A 23,998-nucleotide genomic window follows, 5' to 3' on the forward strand; every position below is an offset into this window, starting at 1 on the left:
GCTCTTTCCCTTTCAATCGCTAGGCAACCTTAGAAGAACGAGGACCCCATGCCCAAGATGACCTTCATCGAGCCCGATGGCAGCCGCCGCGAGGTGGACGCCCCGCTCGGCCTGTCCGTGCTGGAGATCGCGCACAAGAACAGCCTGGACCTGGAAGGCGCCTGCGAGGGCTCGCTGGCCTGCTCGACCTGCCATGTCGTGATCGAGCCGGAATGGTTCGACGTCCTGCCGGAAGCGCAGGAGGACGAGGAGGACATGCTGGACCTCGCCTTCGGCCTGACCAAGACCTCGCGGCTGGGCTGCCAGATCATCATGACCGAAGAGCTGGACGGCCTGGTCGTCCGCCTGCCGGGCGGCAGCAACAACGCGATGAAGTAAAGGGCCAGGGGAACCTGTTCCGGCCGCCGGACCCGCGTCAGGCGACGCAATATCCGGCGGCCCCTTTCCCCGCCCCTCCTCCGTTTCGATTTCCTACTTTTCCGGGCGCCTGCCCGTACCATATAGGGCGCCATGAACTCCCTCGGTCTATCGAAGCGCCCCCAGGACACCCGCGTCGTCGTCGCGATGTCCGGCGGGGTGGATTCCTCCGTCACCGCCGCCGTGCTGCGGGAGGAGGGCTATGACGTCGTCGGCATCACGCTGCAGCTTTACGACCACGGCCTCGCCTTGCAGAAGCCGGGCGCCTGCTGCGCCGGACAGGACATCTACGACGCCCGTCAGGTCGCCGACCGCATCGGCATCCCGCATTACGTCCTGGATTACGAAGGCCGCTTCAGCCAGGACGTGATGGACGATTTCGCCGACAGCTATCTGCGCGGCGAGACGCCGATCCCCTGCGTGCGCTGCAACCAGCGCGTCAAGTTCCGCGACCTGCTGAACACCGCCCGCGACCTGGGCGCCGATGCGCTCGCCACCGGCCATTACGTCCGCCGCATCGCCGGCCCGAACGGTGCCGAGTTGCACCGCGCCGTCGACCCCGCCAAGGACCAGAGCTATTTCCTGTTCGCCACCACGCGCGAGCAGTTGGAGTTCCTGCGCTTCCCGCTGGGCGGCCTGACCAAGCCGGAGACCCGCGCGCTGGCCGAGCGGCACGGGCTGGAGGTGGCGGCCAAGCCCGACAGCCAGGACATCTGCTTCGTCCCCAACGGCAATTATGCCGAGGTGGTGGCGAAGCTGCGCCCCGGCTCCGTCGAGCCCGGCGACATCGTCCATGTCGACGGCCGTGTGCTGGGCCGCCACAAGGGCGTCGTCCACTACACGGTCGGCCAGCGCAAGGGGCTGGGCATCGGCGGCATCCGCGGCCAGGAGGAGGAGGCGCTCTACGTCGTCCGCCTGGAGCCCGCCCGCCGCCGCGTCATCGTGGGCCCGCGCCGCGATCTCGCCCGCTCGCTGGTGATGGTGCGCGACGTGAACTGGCTGGGTCCCGATCTGGCCGGGGGGGACGGCATCGAGGTGTCGGTGAAGCTCCGCTCCGCCCAGCCCGCCGCCCCCGCGATCTGGCGCGCCGGCCCGGACGGCAGCGCGCGGGTGGAGTTGCAGGAGCCCCAGCACGGCATCGCTCCGGGACAGGCCTGCGTCGTCTATCAGGGCGACCGCGTGCTGGGCGGCGGCTGGATCTCCGGCACCGCCGGGGCTGTGGACGCGAGGACGGAGGTGAGTGAAACGGCGGCCTGAATCAGGGGGTTAAGCGGCTTTCCGCCATTGGGCCGACAGTGGGCCGAAAAAAATCGCACCCCCGAAAATTCCGCGTTGACAGGCCAAGTCGCCCTATCCTATATAGCGGCTCCCGGCGGCAACGACGGGACACGATGGTAGCCACGGCGGCGGAAACGCCAACAACGGCGAACACGATGGCAGCGTAGCTCAGTGGTAGAGCAGGGGAATCATAATCCCTTGGTCGGGGGTTCAAATCCCTCCGCTGCTACCATCATAGAAAACCCCCTGATTTCCGAAAGGAGACCAGGGGGTTTTTCTTTGCGCATCGTCGGCGTGACGCAGCCTCGACTGCGGCACAGCCAATCGAAATACCGACGACGGCCTCCCCTACCCAATCATCGACTTCGGCAGCGCAATCCGCGGTTCCACCTCCACGCGGTTGCGGCCGGCGTGCTTGGCGCGGTAGAGGGCGGCGTCGGCGCGGGCCAGCAGGGGTTCGATGCCGGCGTCGGTCGCGTTCAGCCAGCTCAGCCCCAGGCTGACGGTCACGCTCATCTCGCCGCCGGTCTCCAGCCGCACCGGCATGGCGGCGACGGCCTGGCGCAGGCGCTGCGCGACGGCGTAGGCGTTGACCGGCGGGGTTTCGGGCATCACCACGGCGAATTCCTCACCGCCCAGGCGGCCGATGATGTCACTGGTGCGCAGGGCCTCCTTGCAGGCACGCACCGTGCTGCGGATCGCCTCGTCGCCGGTGGCGTGGCCGTGGGTGTCGTTGACCCGCTTGAAATGGTCGATGTCCAGCATCACCACCGACAGCGGCCGCTCGTAGCGGCGCGAGCGGCCGAACTCCTCGCCCCCCCGCTCCATGAAGCGGCGGCGGTTCAGGGCGCCGGTCAGGGCGTCGGTGGTGGCCAGCCGTTCCAGGTCGCGCTGCATCGCCACCACGCGCGAAGCGGCCAGCAGGCGCGCCGCCGTCCATTTCCAGTCCAGCGGCTTGCGCAGGAACTCGTCGGCACCGGCCTCCACCAGCTCGTGGAACTGGTCGGTCATGCTGCCGGGGATCATCAGGATCAGGTAGAGGTGGCGCAGCCCCTGGGCGGTACGCAGGTGCCAGCACAGCTCGATGCCGGTCATGTCGGCAAGGCGGATGTCGGCCATCACCACGTCGAACCGCTCGTTCGCCACCGCCTCGATGGCGGCGGCGCCGGTCTCGACCACGCTGGTCGCGTAGCCGAGCTTCGTCAGCTCATACACCATCATCGTCAGGTGACGCGGCGAATCGTCGACGATCAGAATCCGCAAATCGAAAGCTCCCGGCGATCCCTGCCCGTTTATGGAGCATGAGGCCCGACATGTGCAAATGTCCTTAACGTCATGTCGCAGAACGATAACAAAACGCCGAGGTCATACGCATGCATAGCGCATGGCGTGTCCATGCCGGGCTGCCGGCGGCCGTCTGATGCTTTTGCACATGTTGCCTAGCGGCCCGAGCGGTTGGTAATGTTTCGTTTAAATTTGTTCGCGGGACAAGCGGACGATATCTGCGGGAGGCACGACCATGGACAGCGCGCGCGCGGCCCACATCGATGAACTCGTCCGTGTCTCCGCCGGTGTGCCGTCAGCCCGCGATCCGATCATCGAAAGCTCCTGGCGCCGCTGCGTCGCCGACCACAAGCTTGACCCCACCATCGGGCGCGAGGCGCACATCCTGCCGCAGGAACGGCTGCGCGAGCACCGCGACGCGATGGACGAATTCCTGCGCATGGCCCGCTTCGGGCTGGAGGCGCTGTACCGGCAGGTTGCCGGCATGGGCTATGTCCTGCTGCTGACCGACAGCAACGGCGTCACGGTGGACTTCATCGGCGACCCGACCTTCGACAACCATCTGCGCCGGGCCGGGCTGTATCTCGGCTCCGACTGGAACGAGGGGCATGCCGGCACCTGCGCAGTCGGCACCTGCATCGCCACCGCCCAGGCGCTGACCGTGCACCAGACCGACCATTTCGACACCACCCACATCCCACTGACCTGCACCGCCGCCCCGGTGTTCGACAGCGGGGAGAGCTGGCCGCCGTGCTGGACATCTCCGCCCTGCATTCGCCGGAACCGAAGATCAGCCAGTATCTGGCGCTGCAGATGGTGAAGGCCTATGTCCACAAGATCGAAACCGCCAACCTCTACAACAACTTCCGCCGCGACTGGGTGGTGAAGCTGTCGGCGTCGCAGGAGTTCGCGGAGGTCGATCCCGACTTCGTGCTGGCGCTGGACGGCGGCGGCCGGGTGGTCGGCTTCAACCACAAGGCCCACGACCTGCTGGCTGAGGACGGGGTGTCGCCGCTCGGCCGGTCCTTCGCGGAGCTGTTCGACTGCGAGGTGGACGATCTGGTCCGCTTCGTCCGCGCCCTGCCGACCGAACAGCGCACGCTGCGCCTGCGCCGCACCGGCCTGCCGCTGTTCGCCCAGGCGATGCCGCCGCCCGCCGTGTCCCTGCCCCGCAGCCATTCCCACGACCAGGGGAACGACCCGCTGCCGGAACCGCTGCGCGTGGTGTCCGGCGGCGACCCGGCGCTGAAGGCGGTGCTGACGCGGGCGGCGAAGCTGGTCAACACCCGCATGAGCCTGCTGATCCATGGCGAGACCGGCACGGGCAAGGAGCATCTAGCCAAGGCGCTGCATAAGTCCAGCGTCCGCCGAAACAAGCCCTTCGTCGCCGTCAACTGCGCCGCCTTGCCGGAAAACCTGATCGAGAGCGAACTGTTCGGCTACGAGCCCGGATCCTTCACCGGGGCGACGGCCCGCGGCAAGAAGGGGCTGATCCTGGAGGCCGACGGCGGCACCCTGTTCCTGGACGAGATCGGCGACATGCCGCTGTCGTCGCAGACCCGCCTTCTGCGCGTGCTGGCGGAGCGGGAGGTGACGCCGATCGGCCGGACCAGGGCGGTGTCGGTGGACGTCCGCGTCATCGGCGCCACCCACCGCGATCTGGTGGAGTTGGTCAAAGCCGGCAAGTTCCGCGACGACTTGTACTTTCGTCTCAACGGCGCGGTGTTCACCGTGCCGCCGCTGCGCCAGCGCGGCGACCTGGACTGGCTGATCGAACGGCTGCTGGCCGAGCGGGCCGAGCGCGACGGCGTCGCCTATCGCCTCACCCCGGCGGCGCTGGCAGCCCTGCGCGGCCATGGTTGGCCGGGCAATGTGCGGGAGCTGGTCAATGCGCTGGACTATGCCTGCGCGGTCAGCGACGGCGGGCTGATCGACCTCGCCGACATTCCGGAGCCGGTGCAGCACAGCGGCCTGTTCCAGGCCTGGCCGGCGGAAGCCGCGGAGACGGTCGCGGCAGAGGAGGAGGAGGACCCCGCCTCCCGGCTGCGCGAGACGCTGCGGCGGCACCATTGGAACGTGTCGGCGACGGCGCGGGCGCTGGGGGTCGACCGGTCGACCGTCCACCGGCAGATGCACCGCTTCGGCATCGTGGCGCCGCATAGGGCGGAGTGAGTGCGGTAGCGGTTGCCCCCTCCCCATCCCTCCCCGCTTCGCGGGAGAGGGGGTTGGACGCTTGTAGAGTTTCAGCAAAGGACGGCGGCAGTCCCCTATCCCGCGATAGCGGGGAGGGTTAGGGAGGGGCGCATCACGCCCCCGAAGCCTTTCCTCACCCCACCCCACCGAACCCGCCGCCGCCCGGCGTCTCTACCACCAGGGCGTCGCCGGGCTGCATCGCCGTGCTGTCCTGGGAGGCCAGTTCCTGCACGCTGCCGTCCGTGCGCTGGACCCAGGTGCGGCCGAGCGCGCCGTCGGCGCCGCCCTTCAGGCCGAAGGGGGCGATCTTGCGGTGGTTGGCGAGGATGGCGGCGGTCATCGGCTCCAGGAAGCGCAGGCGGCGGATCACACCGTCGCCGCCGCGCCAGCGCCCTGCCCCGCCGGAGCCGCGGCGGATGCGGAAGCCCTCCACCAGCACCGGGAAGCGCCATTCCAGAACCTCCGGATCGGTCAGGCGGGAGTTGGTCATGTGGGTCTGAACCGCGTCGGTGCCGTCGAAGCCGTTGCCGGCGCCCGACCCGCCGCAGACCGTCTCGTAATACTGGTGCCGCTCGTTGCCGAAGGTGGTGTTGTTCATGGTGCCCTGGGCCGAGGCCATCACCCCCAGCGCGCCGAACAGCGCATCGACGATGCACTGGCTGGTCTCCACATTGCCGGCCACCACCGCGGCGGGCGAATTGGGCGACAGCATGGAGCCCGGCGGGATGACGATCTCGATGGGACGCAGGCAGCCCTCGTTCATCGGGATCTCGTCATCCACCAGACAGCGGAAGACATAGAGCACCGCTGCCCGGCAGACCGCCGAAGGAGCGTTGAAGTTGTTGGTCAGCTGCGTGCTGGTCCCGGAGAAATCGACGATGGCCGAGCGCGCGGCATGGTCGATGGAAACCCGCAGCTTGATGACCGCCCCATTGTCCAGCGTCACCGCGAAATCGCCGTCGCTCAGCACGCCGATGGCGCGGCGGACCTGCTCCTCCGCATTGTCCTGGACGTGGCGCATATAGGCGATGACGGTGGACAGGCCGTGCAGGCGGACGACGCGGTGCAGTTCGCGGGTACCCTGCTCGTTGGCGGCGACCTGCGCCTTGAGGTCGCCGATGTTCTGCGCCGGGTTGCGCGCCGGGTGCGGGCCGGAGCGCAGAAGCTCCACCAGGGCCTCCTCCCGGAACCGGCCGTCCTCGACCAGCGGCACGCAGTCCATCAGCACGCCTTCGTCGGCGATGGTCTTGCTATCCGGCGGCATGGAGCCGGGGGTGATGCCGCCGACGTCGGCGTGATGCCCGCGTGAGGCGACGAAGAACAGCAGCTCCTTGCCCGCCTCGTCGAACACCGGGGAGACGACGGTGATGTCCGGCAGGTGGGTGCCGCCATGGTAGGGGTCGTTCAGCGCGAAGCTCTCGCCCGCGGTGAACTTGCCGTCGCGGCGCTGGATGACGGCGCGCACGCTCTCGCCCATCGATCCCAGATGGACCGGCATGTGGGGAGCGTTGGCGATCAGCCCGCCGTCGCGGTCGAACAGGGCACAGGAGAAATCCAGCCGCTCCTTGATGTTCACCGAGCGTGCGGTCTTCTCGAGCGTCACGCCCATCCGTTCGGCGATGGACATGAACAGGTTGTTGAAGACCTCCAGCATCACCGGATCGACCTTCGCCCCGCCCTTGATGCCGGCGGCCTGACGCTGGGTCGCCGGTTCCAACCGGGTCAGAACCAGATGGTTCTTGCGGGTGACCTCCGCCATCCAGCCTGGCTCGACCACGGTTGTGGAGACCGCTTCGGCCAGAATCGCCGGGCCGACGACGCGGTTGCCGGGCTGGAGCTGCCGGCGGTCGTAGAGCGGCGCCTCGCGGCGCTGGCCGCCGCTATGGATGGCAACGGTGGCGAGCCGGCGCGGCAGGACCGCGGTGGTGGCGGGAAGCTCCGGATCCTCAAGCACGTCGGTCAGGCCGACCGCCTCCAGCGTCACGGATTCCACCTCCAGCGCGGTGCCGGGGGTGAGGAAGCCGTAGCGGCGGCGGTGCGCCTCCTCGAAGGACTTGGTCATCGCGACCTTCGATCCGAAGGCCACCGTCAGCGTGGTGTCGGAACCGGCGGCCTTCAGATGGACGCGGCGGTTGATCGCCTGCCGGTCGGCGGCGACGCCCTGGCGGGCCAGTTCCGCCCGCCCCTCGGTCTCCAGGTCGGTGAACAGCATGGTCAGCCGGTCGACCACGGCGTCGCTCAGCGGACCTTCCACCGCGCGCTCGCGGATGGCGACGGTGTCGGCCAGACCGATGCCGTAGGCGGACAGCACGCCGGCCTGCGGGTGCAGGAACACCCGCGTCATGCCGAGAGCGTCGGCGACAGCGCAGACATGCTGGCCCGCCGCCCCGCCGAAGCCATTCAGCGTGTAGCCGGTGACGTCATAGCCGCGCTCGACGGAAATCTTCTTGATGGCGTTCGCCATGTTGTCGACGGCGATGCGCAGGAAGCCCTCGGCGACCTCCTGCGGGGTCATCGTCGTGCCGAGCTTCTCGTTGACGGTGGCGGCCAGTTCGGTGAAGCGGGCCTTCACCACCTCGGCATCCAGCGGCTGGTCGCCGTTCGGGCCGAAGACATGCGGGAAGAAGCGCGGCTGGATCTTGCCGACCATCACGTTGCAGTCGGTGACGGTCAGCGGCCCGCCGCGGCGGTAGCAGGCCGGGCCCGGATTGGCGCCGGCGCTGTCGGGCCCGACGCGGAAGCGGGTGCCGTCGAAGACGCAGAGCGAGCCGCCGCCGGCTGCCACGGTGTGAATGTGCATCATCGGCGCGCGCACCCGCACGCCGGCCACCACCGCGTCGAAGGCGCGCTCATACTCGCCGGCATAGTGCGACACGTCGGTGGAGGTGCCGCCCATGTCGAAGCCGATGACCCGGTCGAAGCCGGCCATGCCGGCGGTGCGCACCGCACCCACCACGCCGCCGGCCGGACCGGACAGAATGGCGTCCTTGCCCTGGAAGCGCCGGGCGTCGGTCAGGCCGCCGTTCGACTGCATGAACATCAGCGGCACCGGCGTGCCGTCGACGCTGAGGTCGTTGGCGACCCGGTCGACATAGCGGCGCAGCACGGGGGAGAGATAGGCGTCGGCCACCGTGGTGTCGCCGCGGCCGACCAGCTTCATCAGCGGGCTGACCAGATGGCTGACCGAGACCTGGGTGAAGCCGACCGCGCGGGCAAGCGAGGCGACCTGCCGCTCATGCTCCGGATAGCGGTAGCCGTGCATCAGCACGATGGCGGCGGCGCGGAAGCCCTGGCGGTAGGCCTCCTCCAGGCCGCGGCGGACGGCGTGCAGGTCGACCGGCTTCAGCACCCGGCCGTCGGCCATCACCCGTTCCGGCACCTCGACCACATGGGAATAGAGCTGGTCGGGCAGGTGGATGTGGCGGGCGAAGATCTTCGGGCGGGCCTGATGGCCGATGCGCAGCTGGTCGCCCAGCCCTTCGGTGATGAGCAGGACGGTCGGCTCGCCCTTGCGTTCCAGCAGGGCGTTGGTGGCGACGGTGGTGCCCATCTTGACCACCTCCACCGTATCCTGCGGGATCGGCTGGCCGGGCTTCAGGCCCAGCAACTCGCGGATGCCTTGGACGGCGGCGTCGGCATAGCGCTCCGGATTCTCCGACAGCAGCTTATGGGTGACGACCGATCCGTCCGGCCGGCGGCCAACGATGTCGGTGAAGGTGCCGCCGCGGTCGACCCAGAATTGCCACCGGGCGGGCTTGGCCTCCGCCGTTCCGCCCATCGCCGCGCCTTCATTCTCAGCCATCGTCGTCGCACCCGCCGGAGTCCATGCGCGGCAACCGCACCGCGCGTGGGCCGGAGTTTCGCGATCCGGCAGCGAATTTCAACCGCCACCGTGTCCCTCGCCCGTCAGGACAGCCATCAAGACAGACGGCCGCGGCGGAAAGAACACAGGATCACCGATGAACCGGCCCGCCCATCAGACGGTAGGCCGCTATCCGATCAGGCGGCGAGCCGCTCCGGCGTGGTGCCGGGCAGGCGGGCCAGGATGGCGTTGCCGGACAGGATGCTGTTGAAGGCGCCGCTGCCGTCCTCCAGCGCTTCCAGGGCGAGGGAGAACTGGTTGGGCGGCGGCAACTCGAACAGGGCGGCGACCTCGCCGCCGTCCAGCGCCAGCCGGCCGCGGAACCGGCGGGCCAGGGCACGCATGCGCACATTCTCCGCCAGGCACATCATGTGGACGTGGCGGATGCCGCGGTTGCGGGCGACGGTCAGGATGCGGCGGACCAGCGTGCTGCCGATCCCCTTGCCTTGCAGACCCGATTCGACGCTGATGCCGATTTCCGCCTGATCGGGCCAGAGGATGCGGTCGCCGCACAGCTCCACCGCGGCGCGCAGGACACCGTCCTCGAAGGCGCCCAGCAGGACCGTCCGGCCCCAGTCGATGGCCGCGCAATGCCGCTCCACCGCCTCGTCCGACAACGTGCCGGTGAAGCGGGCATAGCGGTCGGCGCGGTCCAGGCGGAGGAGATGCGCCCGGTACTGCGGCAGTTCGGTCGGCATGATCTTGCGGATGACAGGCATGGCTCTGCTCACGGTTCTCGAAATCCGAAAACGCATTCGCGCAGAACGTTTTTCCCCAGAACCCGGCACCGCAAGCGGCGGCAGCCGTTCTTATCGAAACCGGCGCTCTCTGCGGCGCCATTTATTGCAGTGCAACATGGCGCCTCGGGCGGGATTCGCAAGCGCTTATTAGAAATTCGCAATGCGAACAATGCTGGCCTGTTGCAGCTGCGCCACAGTTGGACAATAACCATACGGTCGCTATGCTGCCGGCCGACGGGATGACCGGCGAGCGGAACGCGGAAGGCGAAGCATGAGCATTTGGGGCAGAATCCTGGGCAGCGCGGCCAGCCTGTTCAGCGGTGGGCCACTGGCCAGCCTTCTGGGCAGCCTTGCCGGGCAGGCGGCCGACCTGTGGTCACCCTGCGGCGCGGGCGACCAGCGCAAGCCCATGACCGAAGCCGAGGCGGAGGAAGCGAAGCAGACCGTCGCCTTCACCATCGGCGTGATCGCCCTGGCGGCGAAGATGGCGCGGGCCGACGGCGTGGTGAAGCGCGTGGAGGTCGATACCTTCAAGCGGCTGTTCCGCGTCCCGCCGGACGAGCTGGCGAATGTCGGCCGCGTCTTCGACCTTGCCCGCCGCGACACCCGCGGGTTCGAGGAGTATGCCCGCCAGATCGCCAAGCTGTTCGAGAACAAGCACGCGGTGCTGGAGGAGTTGCTCGACAGCCTGCTGATGATCGCCGAGGCCGACGACGAGCTGCACGAGACCGAGGTTGAGTATCTGCGCGCCGTCGCCGTGATCTTCGGCTTCGACGAGGCCGATTTCCGCCGCATCGTCGCCGGCCACCATCTGGCCGGCACCCCGACCGAGACCGATCCCTATGCGGTGCTTGGCGTGCCGCGCCATGCCGCGGCCGAAACGATCAAGGCCGCCCACCGGGCGCTGGTGCGCGAACATCATCCCGACCGGCTGATCGCCCAGGGAATGCCGCAGGAGTTCGTGGACGTCGCGACGCAGAAGCTGGCTCTGGTCAATGCCGCCTACGACCGCATCCGCCGCGAACGGGAAGGAGCAGCGGCGCTGATCTAGCATGTCGGGATTCGTCACGGGATTACTGGATTTTAAATTGCTTTACCTTAGGCTTTATCTCGTTTCCTGACGTATCGTTCCCGGCGGGGGGCGGGCGACCGGTTGCCCGCCGGCATTGGGAACGACACGACATGCAACGCATGATCATCCGGACGATCTTCGCTGCGGCTTTGGGTGGCCTGCTGGCGGCGGGCACACCCTGCGGCGCCCAGGCGCAGACGGCCTCCATCGACGGCCCGGTGGTGCTGGGCCAGCCGCTGACGCTCAATCTGGGGGCTCCGCCGGCCGGCACCGACTGCCCGACCCAGGCCGCGGCGCTGAACGCGCAGGCGCTGGTCCTGGTCGCCAACGGCCAGACCATCCCGGGGGCGCGCGCCAGCTTCGGCTGCTCCGCCAAGGGCGAACTGGTGGGAACCGCCTCCACCTCCATCGCCGGCAACGGCGACGACGCGGCCCAGCGGCGGGCTGCATGGCAGGCCGCCTTCAGCGGCTTCTTCAGCCTCGCCACCACCAAGACCCTGCCGGTCGCCTTCGGCCCGGCCACCGGCGGCATGACCACCCCGCCGAAGCTGGTCTCCATCCAGGGGGCGAGCGACCGCGACCTGGGGCTGGCGGCGATCTGGTTCGCCCTGGTGGCGGCGCTGTTCCTGTTCGCCTTCTTCCGCCATTTCGGCCGCATGGACTCGATCACCGCCGTGCCGGGCGTGCCGATGCCGGCCGGCTACCGGGCGCCCTACAGCCTCTCCCGCTTCCAGCTGCTGTGGTGGAGCGGGATCGTCACCTCCTCCTACGTCGCCATCCTGACCATCACCGGGTCGATGGACACCGTCACCACCGGCACCATGGCGCTGATGGGGATCGTCGGCGGCACCTCCGTGCTGGCCGCCTTCCAGGACCGCCGGCCGGGCGACGACGAGACCCGGCGCCAGCAGCATGCCGCCGCCTACCGCGCCGCCGCGGCCGCCAATCCGTCCGACCAGGCGACGATGGCCGCCAGCCTGAACGAGGTCTATCCGCCGACGCAGGGGCTGCTGCCCGACCTACTGAGCGACGCCGCGGGCTACAACATCCACCGGCTGCAGCTGCTGGCCTGGACCATGGTGCTGGGCATCACCTTCCTCTACGAGGTCACCCGCACGCTGGGCATGCCGGAGCTGTCGGCCAACCTGCTGGCGCTGACCGGCATCAGCAACGGCACCTATTTCGGCTTCAAGATGCAGGAGCAGCAGGTGGCGACGCCGACGGGTCCGATTCCGGCGGCGGGCTGAGGACGGGGGACGCCCGGCTCCGCCGGACGCAACCCGCCCAACCGTTTTTCCGGGTCGCGGTGAAGGGGGACGGCGCGCTATAACCCATCCCCTTCCCTCGATTTTCCGGCGCACGAACGGTCCATGGCTCCTCCCGCACCCATCACGGCGCTCCAGGGCGTCTCCGTCACCTTCGGCGGCCGTCCGCTGTTCGACGGCATCGACCTGTCCATCGCCCGCGGCGACCGCGCCTGTCTGGTCGGCCGCAACGGGTCGGGCAAGTCGACACTGATGAAGGTGCTGGCCGGGATGATCCACCCCGACGGCGGCACCGTCTTTGTCCAGCCGGGCGCCCGGATCGCCTATCTGCCGCAGGAACCGGACTTCGCCGGCTGCGCCACCGTCCACGATTATGTCGTGCAGGGCCTGCCTGCCGATGAGCAGGACGAGGCGCACCGGGTCGACGCCGTGCTGGACAAGCTGCAGGTGGACGGCGGGCTCGACCCCCGCACCCTGTCGGGCGGCGAGTCGCGCCGCACGGCGCTGGCCCGCACGCTGGTCGGCAATCCCGACGTCATGCTGCTGGACGAGCCGACCAACCACCTCGACCTCCCCACCATCGAGTGGCTGGAGGAGGAGCTGCTGTCCTTCCGCGGCGGCCTGCTGCTGATCAGCCACGACCGCGCCTTCCTGAACCGGCTGGCCAAGCGGACGCTGTGGCTCGACCGCGGCACGGTGCGGGCCACCGACCGCGGCTTCGCCGAGTTCGAGACTTGGCAGGCCGAAGTGTTCGAGGCGGAGGAGGCCGCGGCCCACAAGCTGGACCGCAAGATCGAAAGCGAGATGAAGTGGCTGCGCGAGGGCATTTCCGCCCGGCGCACCCGCAACATGGGGCGCGTCCGCAACCTGCTGGACCTGCGCGCCGGGCGCGCGGAGCAGATCAAGGGCGGCCAGCAGGCGAAGCTCGCCATCGCGGAAGCCGAACGCGGCGGCCGGCTGGTGATCGAGGCGACCGGCATCTCCAAGGGCTTCGACACGCCCGAGGGGCGCAAGACCATCGTCAAGAACTTCTCCACCCGCATCCTGCGCGGCGACCGGGTGGGTCTGATCGGGCCGAACGGCGCCGGCAAGTCCACCCTGCTGAAGATGCTGACCGGCCAGCTGGACCCCGACGAGGGCACGGTGAAGCTGGGGACCAACCTGGACACCGCCTATTTCGACCAGCGGCGCGAGGGGCTGGACCCGGAGGACACCATCCGCAAGGTGCTGTGCCCCTTCGGCGGCGACGCCGTGATGGTCAACGGCGTGTCGCGCCATGTCGCCGGCTACATCAAGGACTTCCTGTTCGACACCCGGCAGCTGGACAGCCCGGTCAAGGCGCTGTCGGGCGGCGAGCGCAACCGGCTGCTGCTGGCCCGGCTGTTCGCCAAGCCCAGCAACATGATGATCCTCGACGAGCCGACCAACGACCTCGACATGGACACGCTGGACCTGCTGGAGGACGTGCTGGGCGACTATCAGGGCACGCTGCTGCTGGTCAGCCACGACCGCGACTTCCTCGACCGGCTGGTGACCGCCACCATCGCGCTGGAGGGTGACGGCACCGCCACCGAATATGCCGGCGGCTATTCCGACTATCTGGTGCAGCGCCCGGCCAAGGCGGCCCCTGTCGTCGCCGCGACCAAGCCGAAGCCCGCCGTCCAGGCGCCTGCCGCCGCGGCCAAGCCGCGCGGCAAGCTGAGCTACAAGGACCAGCGCGAACTGGACGAGCTGCCGGCCCGCATGGACGGGCTCGGGACCGAGATCGCCAAGCTGGAGAAGGCGCTGGCCGACCCCGACCTGTTCACCCGCGATCCTGCCAAATTCCAGAAGACCAGCGAGCAGCTGCACGCCAAACAGGCCGATCTCGCAACGGCGGAGGAGCGTTGGCTGGAGCTGGAGGCGATGCGCGAGGAGCTGGAAGGCGGCCGGGCATGAGTTTCGCCCACACGCTCCAGGCGCTGGCGGTGATGGCGCTGTGGGGGCTGAACTTCGTCGTGGCGAAATGGGCGCTGGCGGAATTCCCGCCGCTGTTCGTCATGTTCCTGCGCTTCGCCCTGGTGGCGGTGCTGATCATCCCCTTCTTCCGCATGCCGCGCGACAAGCTGTGGAAGATCGCGCTGTTGTCGGTGACGCTCGGCAGCATCCATTTCCCGATGATGTTCACCGGGCTGCAGGGGATCGACGCCGCCACCGCCTCGCTGGCGGCGCAGGCGCAGGTGCCCTTCTCCTCCCTGCTGGCGGCGGTTGTGTTCAAGGACAAGCTGGGCTGGCGCCGCGGCATCGGCATGGCCGCCGCCTTCGCCGGGGTGGCGGTGATCGCGGGCGAGCCGCGGCTGGGCGAGTCGCTCTATTCGCTGCTGCTGATCCTGGCGGCGAGCTTCGCCTTCGCGGTGGCCAGCGTGCAGATGAAGCTGATCGGCGCGGTGAACGGCTTCGCCGTCAATGGCTGGATGGCGCTGTTCGCCATGCCGCAGCTGCTGGTCCTGTCGCTGCTGCTGGAGCATGGGCAGATGGAGGCGCTCGCCAACTCCACCTGGGTGGGCTGGGCATCGATCGTCTACATGGCGGTCGCGGTCACCATCATCGCCTATGGGCTGTGGTATCCGCTGCTCGGCCGCTACTCCGTCAACCAGACCATGCCCTACCTGCTGACGGTGCCGATCTTCGGCGTCGCGTCGGGCGCGCTGCTGATGGGCGATCCGCTGACGATCAACCTCGCCATCGGCGGGCTGCTGACCATCGGCGGCGTCGCGGTGATCGTCCGGCGCGGAGCGAAGGCGGTCAACGAGACGGTCACGAATCCGACATGAGCGCCTTCCGCCGGATCGACCGCCCCTCCCCCAACCACGGCCCGCGGGCCGATGGCGCGCGGGTGGAGCTACTGATCCTGCACTATACCGGCATGCCGACCGCCGCCCATGCGCTGGACCGGCTGTGCGATCCGGCAGCCCAGGTCAGCGCCCATTACACGGTGGACGAGGACGGCACCGTCTACGCCCATGTGCCGGAGGACCGGCGCGCCTGGCATGCCGGCCGGTCGAGCTGGCGCGGGGCGGAGGACGTCAACAGCCGCTCCATCGGCATCGAGATCGTCAACCCCGGCCACGAGTTCGGCTATCGCCCCTTCCCGCCCGTGCAGATGGCGGCGGTGGCGGATCTGTGCCGGGCCATCATCGAGCGCCACGGTATCGCCCCCGCCGACGTGCTGGGCCATAGCGACGTGGCGCCCGCCCGCAAGGAGGATCCGGGCGAATTGTTCGACTGGCCGGGCCTTGCCGCCCAGGGGATCGGGCTCTGGCCCACGCTGTCCCAGGCCGACGACGCTTCCTTCGGCGAGGCGGAGGTCGCAGCGTTGCTGGGACGCTATGGGTACGACCCGGCCGAACCGCGGGCGCTGCTCGCCTTCCAGCGCCATTTCCATCCCGGCCGCCTGACCGGCACCGCCGATCCCGAAACGGTGCGGCGCCTGCGCGCGCTGCTGCGGCTGACGGGACGGTGATGGCACGCGCGGTTCTTCCGATCGATCGAACCGCTGCGTGATTTGGGATTTGCCCCCCGGCCGCTTCCCTATATGAACGACCGCGCCAGATGGCCGGATGGCCGCCTTCGGTTTCGGCCGGGGGAGGAAAGTCCGGGCTCCACGGAAACACGGTGCCGGTTAACGACCGGCGGGGGCGACCCTAGGGAAAGTGCCACAGAAAGCAAACCGCCGGCGTTTCGACGCAGGTAAGGGTGAAAGGGTGCGGTAAGAGCGCACCGCGGACCCGGCAACGGGGACGGCACGGTAAACCCCACCGGGAGCAAGACCGAATAGGAGCGGCCCGACCACCGTCCCCGCAACGGGACGGGCGTGGGTCAAGCGCGTTTCCGCGCCGCCGCTCGGGTTGGTCGCGCGAGGCGTCCGGGCAACCGGCGTCCCAGACGAATGGCCATCGCCTGCCCTTCGGGGCGGGATACAGAACCCGGCTTACAGGCCATCTGGCGCTTTTCCCATCTCATTTGCCCAGTCCCTCCCAGTTCGGGCAGCCGGCCGGGGCGCATGATCCCATGTCGCCTTCCGGCGGCAATGGTCCCATGCCGCCTTCCGGCGGCGATAGTCCCATGGCGCCCTCCAGGCGGCGGTTATCCCATGCCGCCCCATGGTGGCACCCATTTGCCCCCGCCCCGCCCCTTTGGGCGGGGCGGCATGGGACGGCATGGGCGGATGACGGCTTCATCCACAGGGCGGATGCGACCACCCCTCCCCCGCATCTCGCGGTCCGCCGGGCTTTCCCACGGCCATCCCCAGGATGTGCACGGCCCCATCCACATTTTCCCCAGACTAATCCACAGCCGGTGGATAACTGTGGGGCGATTTCCCATGCCGTCCCATGCCGGACCGCCCTTTCCCACCCAAGGTTCTATGCCGTCGGAGGGGGTCGATTCGGCGGTGTAACAAACCATGGATCAGTCACATTTTCTTAAAATTTTGGAACATTCAAGGAACCTGTGTGGATAACTTTATCCACATCGGCGGAGTCCAGCGGAATACTGCGAAGATTCTGAGAATTCGTACACCAACTTGCGCAGATGCCACAGCCTGACCCGAAAGTCTTGACACCCCCGTCTGAATACTCGGGGGCCGTTGACGCCCATGCCGTCCCATGCTATCCCAAGAATGCCCATTTAAGGGGGCTTCTACCCATTCTGGTTAACACCGGGGGCGGGAGCTGAATGGGCCAAGCGGGGCTAGCGCGGAGCACCCGACCGCGCACGGGGGATAGCAGGGGGGATCGCCGGGCCTATGGCCGTTTTCCTGTCCACATACGTCAACAAGGTTGACAGGAAAGGGCGTGTGTCCATCCCGGCACAGTTCAGGCAGTCGCTTGCCAAAACGTCGGCTCCCAACACCGTCTATCTCTGGCCCTCGCTGAACCACCAGGCGCTGGAAGGCGCCGACCAGGACTATCTCGACGTACTCTCCGAAAGCCTCGAATCCCCCGACCTCGATGCCGACGAGCGCGACATGATCGAGACCTTCATCTTCGGAAAGCTGATCCCCGTCTCCTCCGACGCCGAAGGCCGCATCGTCCTGCCCAAGGAGCTGGCGGAATTCGCCGGCATCACCGAGGAGGCCGCCTTCATCGGCCGCCGCAAGACCTTCCAGATCTGGGAACCCGACGCCCTGAAGGCCCACGAGGCCGCCCTGCGCGAGCAGGTCGTGCGCAAGGACATCTCCCTCAGCCAGATCGTCGCCAAGGCCTCCCGCGGCGCCGCCGGCCGGAGCGGGGAGGGCGCCTGATGACCGACACCCCCATCCATATCCCCGTCCTGCTGGACGAGGTGATCGCCGCACTCGCCCCTCGCGACGGCGGCCTCTACGTCGACGGCACCTTCGGCGCCGGCGGCTACAGCCGCGCCCTGCTGCGGTCAGCCTCCTGCCGCGTCATCGGCATCGACCGCGACCCCGCCGCGATCGAGCGCGGCCGTGTGCTGGCCCAGGAGTTTCCGGGCCGGCTGGAGGTGATCGAAGGCCGTTTCGGCGATATGGACCGGCTGCTGGCCGACCATGGCGTGGACAAGGTCGACGGCGTGGCGCTCGACGTCGGCGTCTCCTCGCCCCAGATCGACGAGCCGGAGCGCGGATTCTCCTTCCGCTTCGACGGTCCGCTCGACATGCGGATGGGACGGGATGGGCCGACCGCCGCCGACGTGGTCAACACCGCCGACGAGGCGGAGCTGGCCGACATCATCTATCACCTGGGCGAGGAGCGGATGGCGCGCCGCGTCGCCCGCGCCATCGTCGCCGCCCGCCGCGAGGCGCCGATCGAGCGTACGGCGCGGCTGGCCGAGATCATCCGTTCCGTGGTGCCGAAGGGGAAGGGCGACGGGATCGACCCGGCCACCCGCAGCTTCCAGGCGCTGCGCATCCATGTGAACGACGAGCTGGGCGAACTGCGGCGCGGCCTGTCCGCCGCCGAGTCGCTGCTGGCGCCCGGCGGGCGTCTGGCCGTCGTCTCCTTCCATTCGCTGGAGGACCGCGAGGTCAAGGCGTTCCTGCGGGAACGCTCCTCGCCGCCGCCCTCCCCTTCCCGCCATACGCCCGTGACCGCGGTCGCGGCGCATCACCCATCCTTCCGCCTGCTCTCCCGGAAACCCGTGGACCCGAGCGAGGCCGAAGCCCGCAACAACCCCCGCGCCCGGTCCGCCCGGCTGCGCGCGGCTGAACGTACCGAGGCGCCCGCGTTTCCGGCGCCCGGCAAGGAGGCAGCATGAAAGGCAAGACCTGGCTGTTCTGGGGTGGCCTGATCGCGGCCGCCGGTGGCGTGCTGTTCCAGACCAGCTACGACGTCCAGGATCTGGAGGAAAAGCTCGCCGGGCTGAACCGCAAGATCATCCATGAGCAGGAGTCCATCCAGGTCCTGAAGGCCGAATGGAGCTACCTGAACGACCCGACGAAGCTGGAGCAGATGGCGCAAGCCTATCTGGCGCTGCAGCCGACCGAGCCGCGCCAGCACATGGCGATGGACCTGATCCCGATGCGCCCGGCCGACGCCGTTCCGCCGCCGGCCCCTGCCCTGCCCGGTGCCGCTCCGCTGCCGCCGATGGTCCGCGCGCCCGGCACCGGCTCCTCGCAGGTCGCCTCCGCCCGCGTTCCTGCCGTCCCCAACAACACGGCCGCCGCCGGAATCGTTCCGGCCGCCGCGAAGCCGCTGCCGATGGACAAGGCGCTGGAACGCGCGGCGGTCGTCGTGCCCGCCTCCCTGCCGTCGGGCGCCCGCCTTGCCGATCCGGCCTCGCGCGTCAAGCCGTCGGCTCTGGTGCCGGGCGCTGCCCGCGCGCCGGCGGAGAAGGCCCCTGAAAAGGCCTCGCCCGACCGCGCCGCCGGCAAGCTGGCTCCGAACGCCCCGACCGCGCCCAACCGGACGACCGAGGTGGCGACCCGGCCGGCGCCGCCGGCAGCCGCTCCCAAGCCAGCGGCGGCCGAGCAGCCCTACCAGCCCAAGCCGACCGACAGCCTGGGCCTGCTCGTCGCGCGCCTGGGGGTCAATCGATGAGCGGTTACGACCACGGCGGTCCGGCCGGCTACGGCCAGCCCGGCGGCGGATCAGGCGGCGGGGTGCCCGGAAGCCCCGGCAGCACCTATGTTCCGCCCCCGGCGCCCTCGCCCTACCAGCAGCCGCCCCAGCAGCCGTCCGCCAGACCGCGGACCTCGCTGGCCGTCGCGCTGGAACAGAGCCGTTACCGCCTGCTGGTGACGGCTGCCGTGGTCACGACGGTCTTCACCGCGATCAGCATCAAGCTGGCGATGGCGACGCTGGTCGCCGGCGGCGGCGAGCCGCGCCAGCATGTGGCGCTGGAGGTGGACAACACCACCACCAACCGCGCCGACATCATCGACCGCAACGGCAACCTGCTGGCGACCTCGCTGGTCACCCAGTCGCTCTTCGCCGACCCCAAGCTGGTCTCGCGCCCGGAAGAGGCCGCGCAGAAGCTGGTCAGCGTCCTGCCGGAGCTGGACTACAAGGATCTGGTGGGCAAGCTGAGCGGCGACCGCCGCTTCGTCTGGCTGAAGCGCAACCTGACGCCGAAGCAGCAGGCCGCCGTCCACCGCCTGGGCATCCCCGGCATCGCCTTCGAGCGGGAGGAGCGGCGCTTCTACCCGGCCGGACCCCTGACCTCGCATGTGGTCGGCTTCACCGGCATCGACAACAACGGCCTCGCCGGCATGGAGCAGGGCTTCAACAAGCGCCTGACCGAGGATCCCGGCACGCCGCTGCAGCTGTCCCTAGACCTGCGGTTGCAGCATGTCCTGAAGAAGGAACTGACCGCGACGGTGCAGGAGTTCAGCGCCATCGGCGCCGCCGGCATCGTCTTCGACGTGCGCACCGGCGAAGTCCTGGCGATGGTCTCGCTTCCCGACTTCGACCCGCAGGACCCGACCGGCCTCAACCCCGACACACTGTTCAACCGGGCGACGCTCGGCGTGTACGAGATGGGCTCCACCTTCAAGATCTTCAACACGGCGCTGGCGTTCGACACCGGCAGGATCCGCCCGTCGGACATGTTCGACGCGAAGAATCCGATCAAGGTCGGCCGGTTCACCATCAACGACTACCACAGCCTGCATCGCGCCCTGACGGTGGCGGAAGTGTTCCAGCACTCCTCCAACCTCGGTTCCGTGCGCATGGTGCAGCAGGTGGGCATCGCGGCGCAGAAGGCCTTCATGACCAAGATGGGCTTCACCAAGCCCACCGGTCTGGAGCTGCCGGAAAGCGGCTGGCCGCTGGTGCCCAACCCGTGGCGCGAGGTGAACAGCTACACCATCTCCTTCGGCCACGGCATTTCGGTCAGCCCGATGCACACGGTGGCCGCCGCCGCGTCCGTCATCAACGGCGGCTTCTTCCACAAGCCGACCCTGCTGAAGCGCAACCCGGACGGCGACATCCCGACCGAACAGGTGGTGTCGCGCCAGACCTCCGACATGATGCGGCGCATGTTCCGCTTCGTCGTCACCGAAGGAACCGGCAAGTCGGCCGATGTAAAAGGCTATGTCGTCGGCGGCAAGACCGGCACCGCCGACAAGCAGAAGGGTCGGCATTACCAGAAGAACTCGCGCATGTCGTCGTTCCTGGGCGCCTTCCCCATGCATGACCCGCGCTATGTCGTCTATGTGCTGGTCGACGAGCCCAAGGCGACGGCCAAGACCTACGGCTTCGCCACCGGCGGCTGGGTCGCCGCCCCGGCGGCCGGCCGCATCGTCAAGCAGATCGGTCCGCTGCTGAACGTGCCGACGGTGGACGAAAGCTCGCCCGAGGTGCTGAACGCCACCTACCTGAACGCCGCCGGCTCCACCAACTGGCAGCAGTCCCTGCCTCCCGTCTCCGCCCCACCCCCGTCGAAGGGAAGCACCGTTGCGTCTTTCCCAACTCAGACCAAGCCGCGCTGACGCCACTTTCGGCGCTGCCGACCCCGACATCGCCGGGCTGACCGCCGACAGCCGTGCGGTCAGGCCCGGCTTCGTCTTTGCAGCCCTGCCCGGCGTGAAGGCCGACGGCCGCGCCTTCATCGCCGACGCGCTCGCCAAGGGCGCCGTCGCGGTTCTGGCGCCCGAGGGCACGGAACTGCCCGCCGGCTCCACCGCCATCCTGCTGACCGATCCCCAGCCCCGCCTCGCCTTCGCGCTCATGGCCGCCGCCTTCCATGGCGGGCGCCAGCCGGAGACGGTGGTCGCCGTGACCGGCACCAACGGCAAGACCTCCACCGTCCAGTTCACCGCCCAGATCTGGACGCGGCTCGGCCTGCCCGCCGCCAGCCTGGGCACACTGGGACTGCTCGGCCCCGGTCTGCACGGCTATGGCGGGATGACGACGCCCGACCCGGTGTCGCTCCACCGCGATCTCGCCGCCGCGGCCGGCGCCGGCATCGGCCATCTGGCGATGGAGGCGTCGAGCCACGGGCTGGAGCAGTTCCGGCTCGACGGCGTGACGATCAAGGCCGCCGGCTTCACCAACCTGACGCTGGACCATCTGGACTATCACGGCACGATGGAGGCGTACCGCGACGCCAAGGCGATGCTGTTCGACCGGGTCCTGCCGCCGGGCGGCGTCGCGGTACTGAACGCCGACTCTCCGGAATTTCAACATTTTGCCACCATTTGTAACCACCGTGGACACCGGGTCCTGTCCTATGGTCTGGCCGGAACCGAGCTTCGGGTGACCGGGGTGGAGCCGCTGGCCCATGGCCAGCGCCTCTCCCTGTCCGTGCTCGGCCGCGACGTGACGGTGGACCTGCCGCTGGCGGGTCGCTTCCAGGCCTGGAACGTGCTCTGCGCTCTCGGTCTGGTCATCGGATCCGGCGGCGACGCCGAGCGGGCGCTCGCCACCCTTCCCTCGCTGGAAGGCGTGCCGGGCCGGCTGCAGCATGTCGCGACCCACCCCAACGGGGCGACGGTCTACGTCGATTACGCCCACACGCCCGACGCGCTGGAAACGGTGCTGCGGGCGCTGAAGCCGCATGCCGCGCGCCATCTGGTGGCGGTGTTCGGCTGCGGCGGCGACCGCGACCGCAGCAAGCGGCCGGTGATGGGAGCGCTGGGAGCCAGACTGGCCGACCGCGCCATCGTCACCGACGACAACCCGCGCACCGAGGATCCCGCCTTCGTGCGGGGGCAGGTGCTGGCCGGCGCCACCGGGGAACTGGCCGGAAAGCTGGAGGAGATCGGCGACCGGGCCGAGGCGATCCGCACCGCGGTGCGGCAGCTTCAGCCCGGCGACGTCCTGGTCATCGCCGGCAAGGGCCACGAGCAGGGACAAACGATCGGCACCGAGGTGCGTCCGTTCGACGACGCGGACGAGGCCCGGAAAGCCGTAGCGGAGGTTGGAGCATGAGCCAGGACGAGACGGATAAGACGGTCCTCTGGACCGCGGGGGACGCGGCGGCCGCCACCGGCGGGCGCCTGACCGGCCCGGCCGCCTGGACCGCCACCGGCGTCACCATCGACAGCCGCAAGGTGGCGCCGGGCGACCTGTTCGTCGCCATCCGCGGGCCGAATTTCGACGGGCACGCCTTCGTCGCCGCCGCCCTCTCCGCCGGAGCCGTCGCGGCGCTGGTCGACCATGTTCCGGACGGACTGCCCGCCGACGCGCCGCTGCTGATCGCGTCGGCCGATACGCTGGAGGCGATGGCGGCGCTGGGGGCCGCGGCGCGCGCTCGCTGCGGCGCGCGGATCGTCGGCGTCACCGGCTCCGTCGGCAAGACCGGCACCAAGGAGACGCTGCGCCACGTCCTGTCGGCGCAAGGCACGACCTATGCGACCGAAGGCAGCCTGAACAACCATTGGGGCGTGCCGCTGTCGCTCGCCCGCCTGCCGGCCGCCAGCGCCTATGGCGTGTTCGAGCTGGGGATGAACCATGCCGGCGAACTCGGCCCGCTGTCGCGGCAGGTGAAGCCGCATGTCGCCATCATCACCACGGTCGAGGCGGCGCATCTGGAGTTCTTCTCCGGCGTCGAGGCCATCGCCGACGCCAAGGCCGAGATCTTCGAGGGGCTGGATGCCAACGGCGTCGCCGTGCTGAACCGCGACAACGGGCAGTATGCCCGGCTGGCCGCCGCCGCCCGCCGCCAGGGGCTGACCCACATCTGGAGCTTCGGCGCCCATGAGGAGGCCGACGCCCGCCTGATCGACTGCTCGCTGCACGCCACCTGCAGCGCGGTGACCGCGGTCATCCGCGGCGAGCGGCTGCAATACTGCCTGTCGCTGCCCGGCAAGCATTGGGTGATGAACAGCCTCGCGGTCCTTCTGGCGGTGAAGGCGCTGGGCGCCGACGTCGCCACCGCGGCCCGGTCCCTGTCCAGCCTGCAGCCGGTCAAGGGCCGCGGCACCCGCAAGCGGATCAAGCTGCCGCAGGGCGCCTTCACCCTGATCGACGAGAGCTACAACGCCAGCCCGGCCGCCATGGCGGCGACGCTGGAGGTGCTGGGCAAGATCGATCCCGGTGCCGGCGGCCGCCGCATCGCGGTGCTGGGCGACATGCGCGAGCTGGGCGACCGCGCCGACGCGCTGCACATCGCCCTGGCAGAGCCGCTGCGCGCCGCGCAGGTCGACACCGTCTATGCCTGCGGCCCCCACATGAAGGCCCTGTTCGACCGCCTGCCGGAGGCCATGCGCGGCGCCTGGACCGAGACCAGCCCGGACCTCGCCCCCATCGTGACCGCAGCCGTGAAGGGCGGCGACGTTATCATGGTCAAGGGGTCCCTGGGCAGTCGTACAGGTCTGGTCGTCGATGCGCTCGCGGCACTCGACAGCGGACGCGAAAGCGAGGACAAAGCCGCCTCCCGAACCACCAACCAGCCGCAGGCGGCCGCGCAAGGCCAGCAAGGCCCGCGAGGCTGACGGACCCAA

18 protein-coding genes, 1 tRNA gene and 1 other RNA gene are annotated in these 23,998 nt (G+C 69.2%); 17 read left to right on the top strand and 3 right to left on the bottom strand.

Going from position 1 to position 23,998, the window contains the following annotated elements:
• The first annotated feature begins 48 nt into the window (after window positions 1–48).
• From AB8P05_RS05060 to AB8P05_RS05070, 3 genes are all read left to right on the top strand, one after another.
• Window positions 49–378 carry a ferredoxin family 2Fe-2S iron-sulfur cluster binding protein gene (locus AB8P05_RS05060; RefSeq protein ID WP_014248228.1) on the top strand — a complete coding sequence of 110 codons (330 nt, stop codon included), beginning with the start codon at window positions 49–51 and terminating at the stop codon, window positions 376–378.
• Between the two features lie 132 nt (window positions 379–510).
• Entirely contained in the window at window positions 511–1,674 is a 1,164-nt protein-coding gene (gene mnmA / locus AB8P05_RS05065; RefSeq protein WP_472759051.1) for a tRNA 2-thiouridine(34) synthase MnmA, read from the top strand.
• Window positions 1,675–1,852: 178 nt separating this feature from the next.
• Window positions 1,853–1,927 (top strand) — tRNA-Met (locus tag AB8P05_RS05070).
• 116 nt (window positions 1,928–2,043) lie between these two features.
• On the opposite strand, the gene AB8P05_RS05075 is transcribed toward AB8P05_RS05070, so the two are convergent.
• Window positions 2,044–2,958, bottom strand: a complete 915-nt coding sequence (locus AB8P05_RS05075) for a GGDEF domain-containing protein (RefSeq protein ID WP_472759052.1) — start codon at window positions 2,956–2,958, stop codon at window positions 2,044–2,046.
• 256 nt (window positions 2,959–3,214) lie between these two features.
• Here AB8P05_RS05075 and AB8P05_RS05080 point away from each other — a divergent pair, with 256 nt between their 5' ends.
• Window positions 3,215–3,799, top strand: a complete 585-nt coding sequence (locus AB8P05_RS05080) for a GAF domain-containing protein (protein WP_472759053.1) — start codon at window positions 3,215–3,217, stop codon at window positions 3,797–3,799.
• The gene (locus AB8P05_RS05085; protein ID WP_472759054.1) at window positions 3,730–5,151 is read left to right on the top strand and encodes a sigma-54-dependent Fis family transcriptional regulator; all 1,422 of its coding nucleotides are present in this window, start codon (window positions 3,730–3,732) and stop codon (window positions 5,149–5,151) included. Before AB8P05_RS05080 ends, AB8P05_RS05085 begins: the two co-directional genes overlap by 70 nt.
• A 154-nt stretch (window positions 5,152–5,305) precedes the next feature.
• Here the strand turns inward: AB8P05_RS05085 and AB8P05_RS05090 are convergent, their stop codons facing one another.
• Both AB8P05_RS05090 and AB8P05_RS05095 read right to left on the bottom strand, forming a co-directional pair.
• The gene (locus AB8P05_RS05090; RefSeq protein WP_472759055.1) at window positions 5,306–8,974 is read right to left on the bottom strand and encodes a hydantoinase B/oxoprolinase family protein; all 3,669 of its coding nucleotides are present in this window, start codon (window positions 8,972–8,974) and stop codon (window positions 5,306–5,308) included.
• A 197-nt stretch (window positions 8,975–9,171) separates the two neighbouring features.
• A complete protein-coding gene (locus tag AB8P05_RS05095) occupies window positions 9,172–9,753 on the bottom strand; it encodes a GNAT family N-acetyltransferase (RefSeq protein ID WP_455172187.1) in 582 nt (193 codons plus the stop codon).
• Window positions 9,754–10,045: 292 nt separating this feature from the next.
• Here AB8P05_RS05095 and AB8P05_RS05100 point away from each other — a divergent pair, with 292 nt between their 5' ends.
• The 12 genes from AB8P05_RS05100 to AB8P05_RS05155 all read left to right on the top strand — a co-directional run bounded on the left by AB8P05_RS05100 (window position 10,046) and on the right by AB8P05_RS05155 (window position 23,989).
• Window positions 10,046–10,825, top strand: a complete 780-nt coding sequence (locus tag AB8P05_RS05100; RefSeq protein WP_455172188.1) for a TerB family tellurite resistance protein — start codon at window positions 10,046–10,048, stop codon at window positions 10,823–10,825.
• Window positions 10,826–10,956: 131 nt separating this feature from the next.
• Entirely contained in the window at window positions 10,957–12,093 is a 1,137-nt protein-coding gene (locus AB8P05_RS05105; protein ID WP_472759056.1) for a hypothetical protein, read from the top strand.
• A 123-nt stretch (window positions 12,094–12,216) separates the two neighbouring features.
• Entirely contained in the window at window positions 12,217–14,049 is a 1,833-nt protein-coding gene (locus AB8P05_RS05110) for an ATP-binding cassette domain-containing protein (RefSeq protein ID WP_472759057.1), read from the top strand.
• On the top strand, window positions 14,046–14,924 hold the full coding sequence (locus AB8P05_RS05115) for a DMT family transporter (protein WP_455172191.1): 879 nt from the start codon (window positions 14,046–14,048) through the stop codon (window positions 14,922–14,924). The genes AB8P05_RS05110 and AB8P05_RS05115 overlap by 4 nt, the downstream gene beginning before the upstream one ends.
• Window positions 14,921–15,613 carry an N-acetylmuramoyl-L-alanine amidase gene (locus AB8P05_RS05120; RefSeq protein ID WP_472759058.1) on the top strand — a complete coding sequence of 231 codons (693 nt, stop codon included), beginning with the start codon at window positions 14,921–14,923 and terminating at the stop codon, window positions 15,611–15,613. Before AB8P05_RS05115 ends, AB8P05_RS05120 begins: the two co-directional genes overlap by 4 nt.
• Before the next feature lie 85 nt (window positions 15,614–15,698).
• An RNA gene (rnpB, locus tag AB8P05_RS05125) (RNase P RNA component class A) lies at window positions 15,699–16,100 on the top strand.
• An 848-nt stretch (window positions 16,101–16,948) separates the two neighbouring features.
• A complete protein-coding gene (locus tag AB8P05_RS05130) occupies window positions 16,949–17,395 on the top strand; it encodes a division/cell wall cluster transcriptional repressor MraZ (protein ID WP_455172193.1) in 447 nt (148 codons plus the stop codon).
• Window positions 17,395–18,369: a 16S rRNA (cytosine(1402)-N(4))-methyltransferase RsmH gene (gene rsmH, locus AB8P05_RS05135; RefSeq protein ID WP_472759059.1), complete on the top strand. Its 975-nt coding sequence runs from the start codon at window positions 17,395–17,397 to the stop codon at window positions 18,367–18,369. Before AB8P05_RS05130 ends, rsmH begins: the two co-directional genes overlap by 1 nt.
• On the top strand, window positions 18,366–19,151 hold the full coding sequence (gene ftsL, locus AB8P05_RS05140) for a cell division protein FtsL (RefSeq protein WP_472759060.1): 786 nt from the start codon (window positions 18,366–18,368) through the stop codon (window positions 19,149–19,151). Before rsmH ends, ftsL begins: the two co-directional genes overlap by 4 nt.
• Complete coding sequence (locus AB8P05_RS05145; protein WP_472759061.1) at window positions 19,148–21,043, top strand: peptidoglycan D,D-transpeptidase FtsI family protein; 1,896 nt, start codon at window positions 19,148–19,150, stop codon at window positions 21,041–21,043. Before ftsL ends, AB8P05_RS05145 begins: the two co-directional genes overlap by 4 nt.
• Window positions 21,009–22,484, top strand: coding sequence for a UDP-N-acetylmuramoyl-L-alanyl-D-glutamate--2,6-diaminopimelate ligase (locus tag AB8P05_RS05150; protein ID WP_472759062.1), 1,476 nt, complete (start codon window positions 21,009–21,011; stop codon window positions 22,482–22,484). The genes AB8P05_RS05145 and AB8P05_RS05150 overlap by 35 nt, the downstream gene beginning before the upstream one ends.
• Complete coding sequence (locus tag AB8P05_RS05155; RefSeq protein WP_472759063.1) at window positions 22,481–23,989, top strand: UDP-N-acetylmuramoylalanyl-D-glutamyl-2,6-diaminopimelate--D-alanyl-D-alanine ligase; 1,509 nt, start codon at window positions 22,481–22,483, stop codon at window positions 23,987–23,989. The genes AB8P05_RS05150 and AB8P05_RS05155 overlap by 4 nt, the downstream gene beginning before the upstream one ends.
• Window positions 23,990–23,998 lie beyond the last annotated feature (9 nt).

The sequence above is a fragment of the Azospirillum sp. VT-I1 genome, from assembly GCF_055698305.1.

What these genes read in the sequence shown, in the direction of transcription:
- AB8P05_RS05060 (WP_014248228.1), top strand. Translation starts at nt 49, where the DNA reads ATGCCCAAGATGACCTTCATCGAGCCCGATGGCAGCCGCCGCGAGGTG.
- mnmA (WP_472759051.1), top strand. Translation starts at nt 511, where the DNA reads ATGAACTCCCTCGGTCTATCGAAGCGCCCCCAGGACACCCGCGTCGTC.
- AB8P05_RS05080 (WP_472759053.1), top strand. Translation starts at nt 3,215, where the DNA reads ATGGACAGCGCGCGCGCGGCCCACATCGATGAACTCGTCCGTGTCTCC.
- AB8P05_RS05090 (WP_472759055.1), bottom strand. Translation starts at nt 8,974, where the DNA reads ATGGCTGAGAATGAAGGCGCGGCGATGGGCGGAACGGCGGAGGCCAAG.
- AB8P05_RS05095 (WP_455172187.1), bottom strand. Translation starts at nt 9,753, where the DNA reads ATGCCTGTCATCCGCAAGATCATGCCGACCGAACTGCCGCAGTACCGG.
- AB8P05_RS05100 (WP_455172188.1), top strand. Translation starts at nt 10,046, where the DNA reads ATGAGCATTTGGGGCAGAATCCTGGGCAGCGCGGCCAGCCTGTTCAGC.
- AB8P05_RS05105 (WP_472759056.1), top strand. Translation starts at nt 10,957, where the DNA reads ATGCAACGCATGATCATCCGGACGATCTTCGCTGCGGCTTTGGGTGGC.
- AB8P05_RS05110 (WP_472759057.1), top strand. Translation starts at nt 12,217, where the DNA reads ATGGCTCCTCCCGCACCCATCACGGCGCTCCAGGGCGTCTCCGTCACC.
- AB8P05_RS05115 (WP_455172191.1), top strand. Translation starts at nt 14,046, where the DNA reads ATGAGTTTCGCCCACACGCTCCAGGCGCTGGCGGTGATGGCGCTGTGG.
- AB8P05_RS05120 (WP_472759058.1), top strand. Translation starts at nt 14,921, where the DNA reads ATGAGCGCCTTCCGCCGGATCGACCGCCCCTCCCCCAACCACGGCCCG.
- rsmH (WP_472759059.1), top strand. Translation starts at nt 17,395, where the DNA reads ATGACCGACACCCCCATCCATATCCCCGTCCTGCTGGACGAGGTGATC.
- ftsL (WP_472759060.1), top strand. Translation starts at nt 18,366, where the DNA reads ATGAAAGGCAAGACCTGGCTGTTCTGGGGTGGCCTGATCGCGGCCGCC.
- AB8P05_RS05145 (WP_472759061.1), top strand. Translation starts at nt 19,148, where the DNA reads ATGAGCGGTTACGACCACGGCGGTCCGGCCGGCTACGGCCAGCCCGGC.
- AB8P05_RS05155 (WP_472759063.1), top strand. Translation starts at nt 22,481, where the DNA reads ATGAGCCAGGACGAGACGGATAAGACGGTCCTCTGGACCGCGGGGGAC.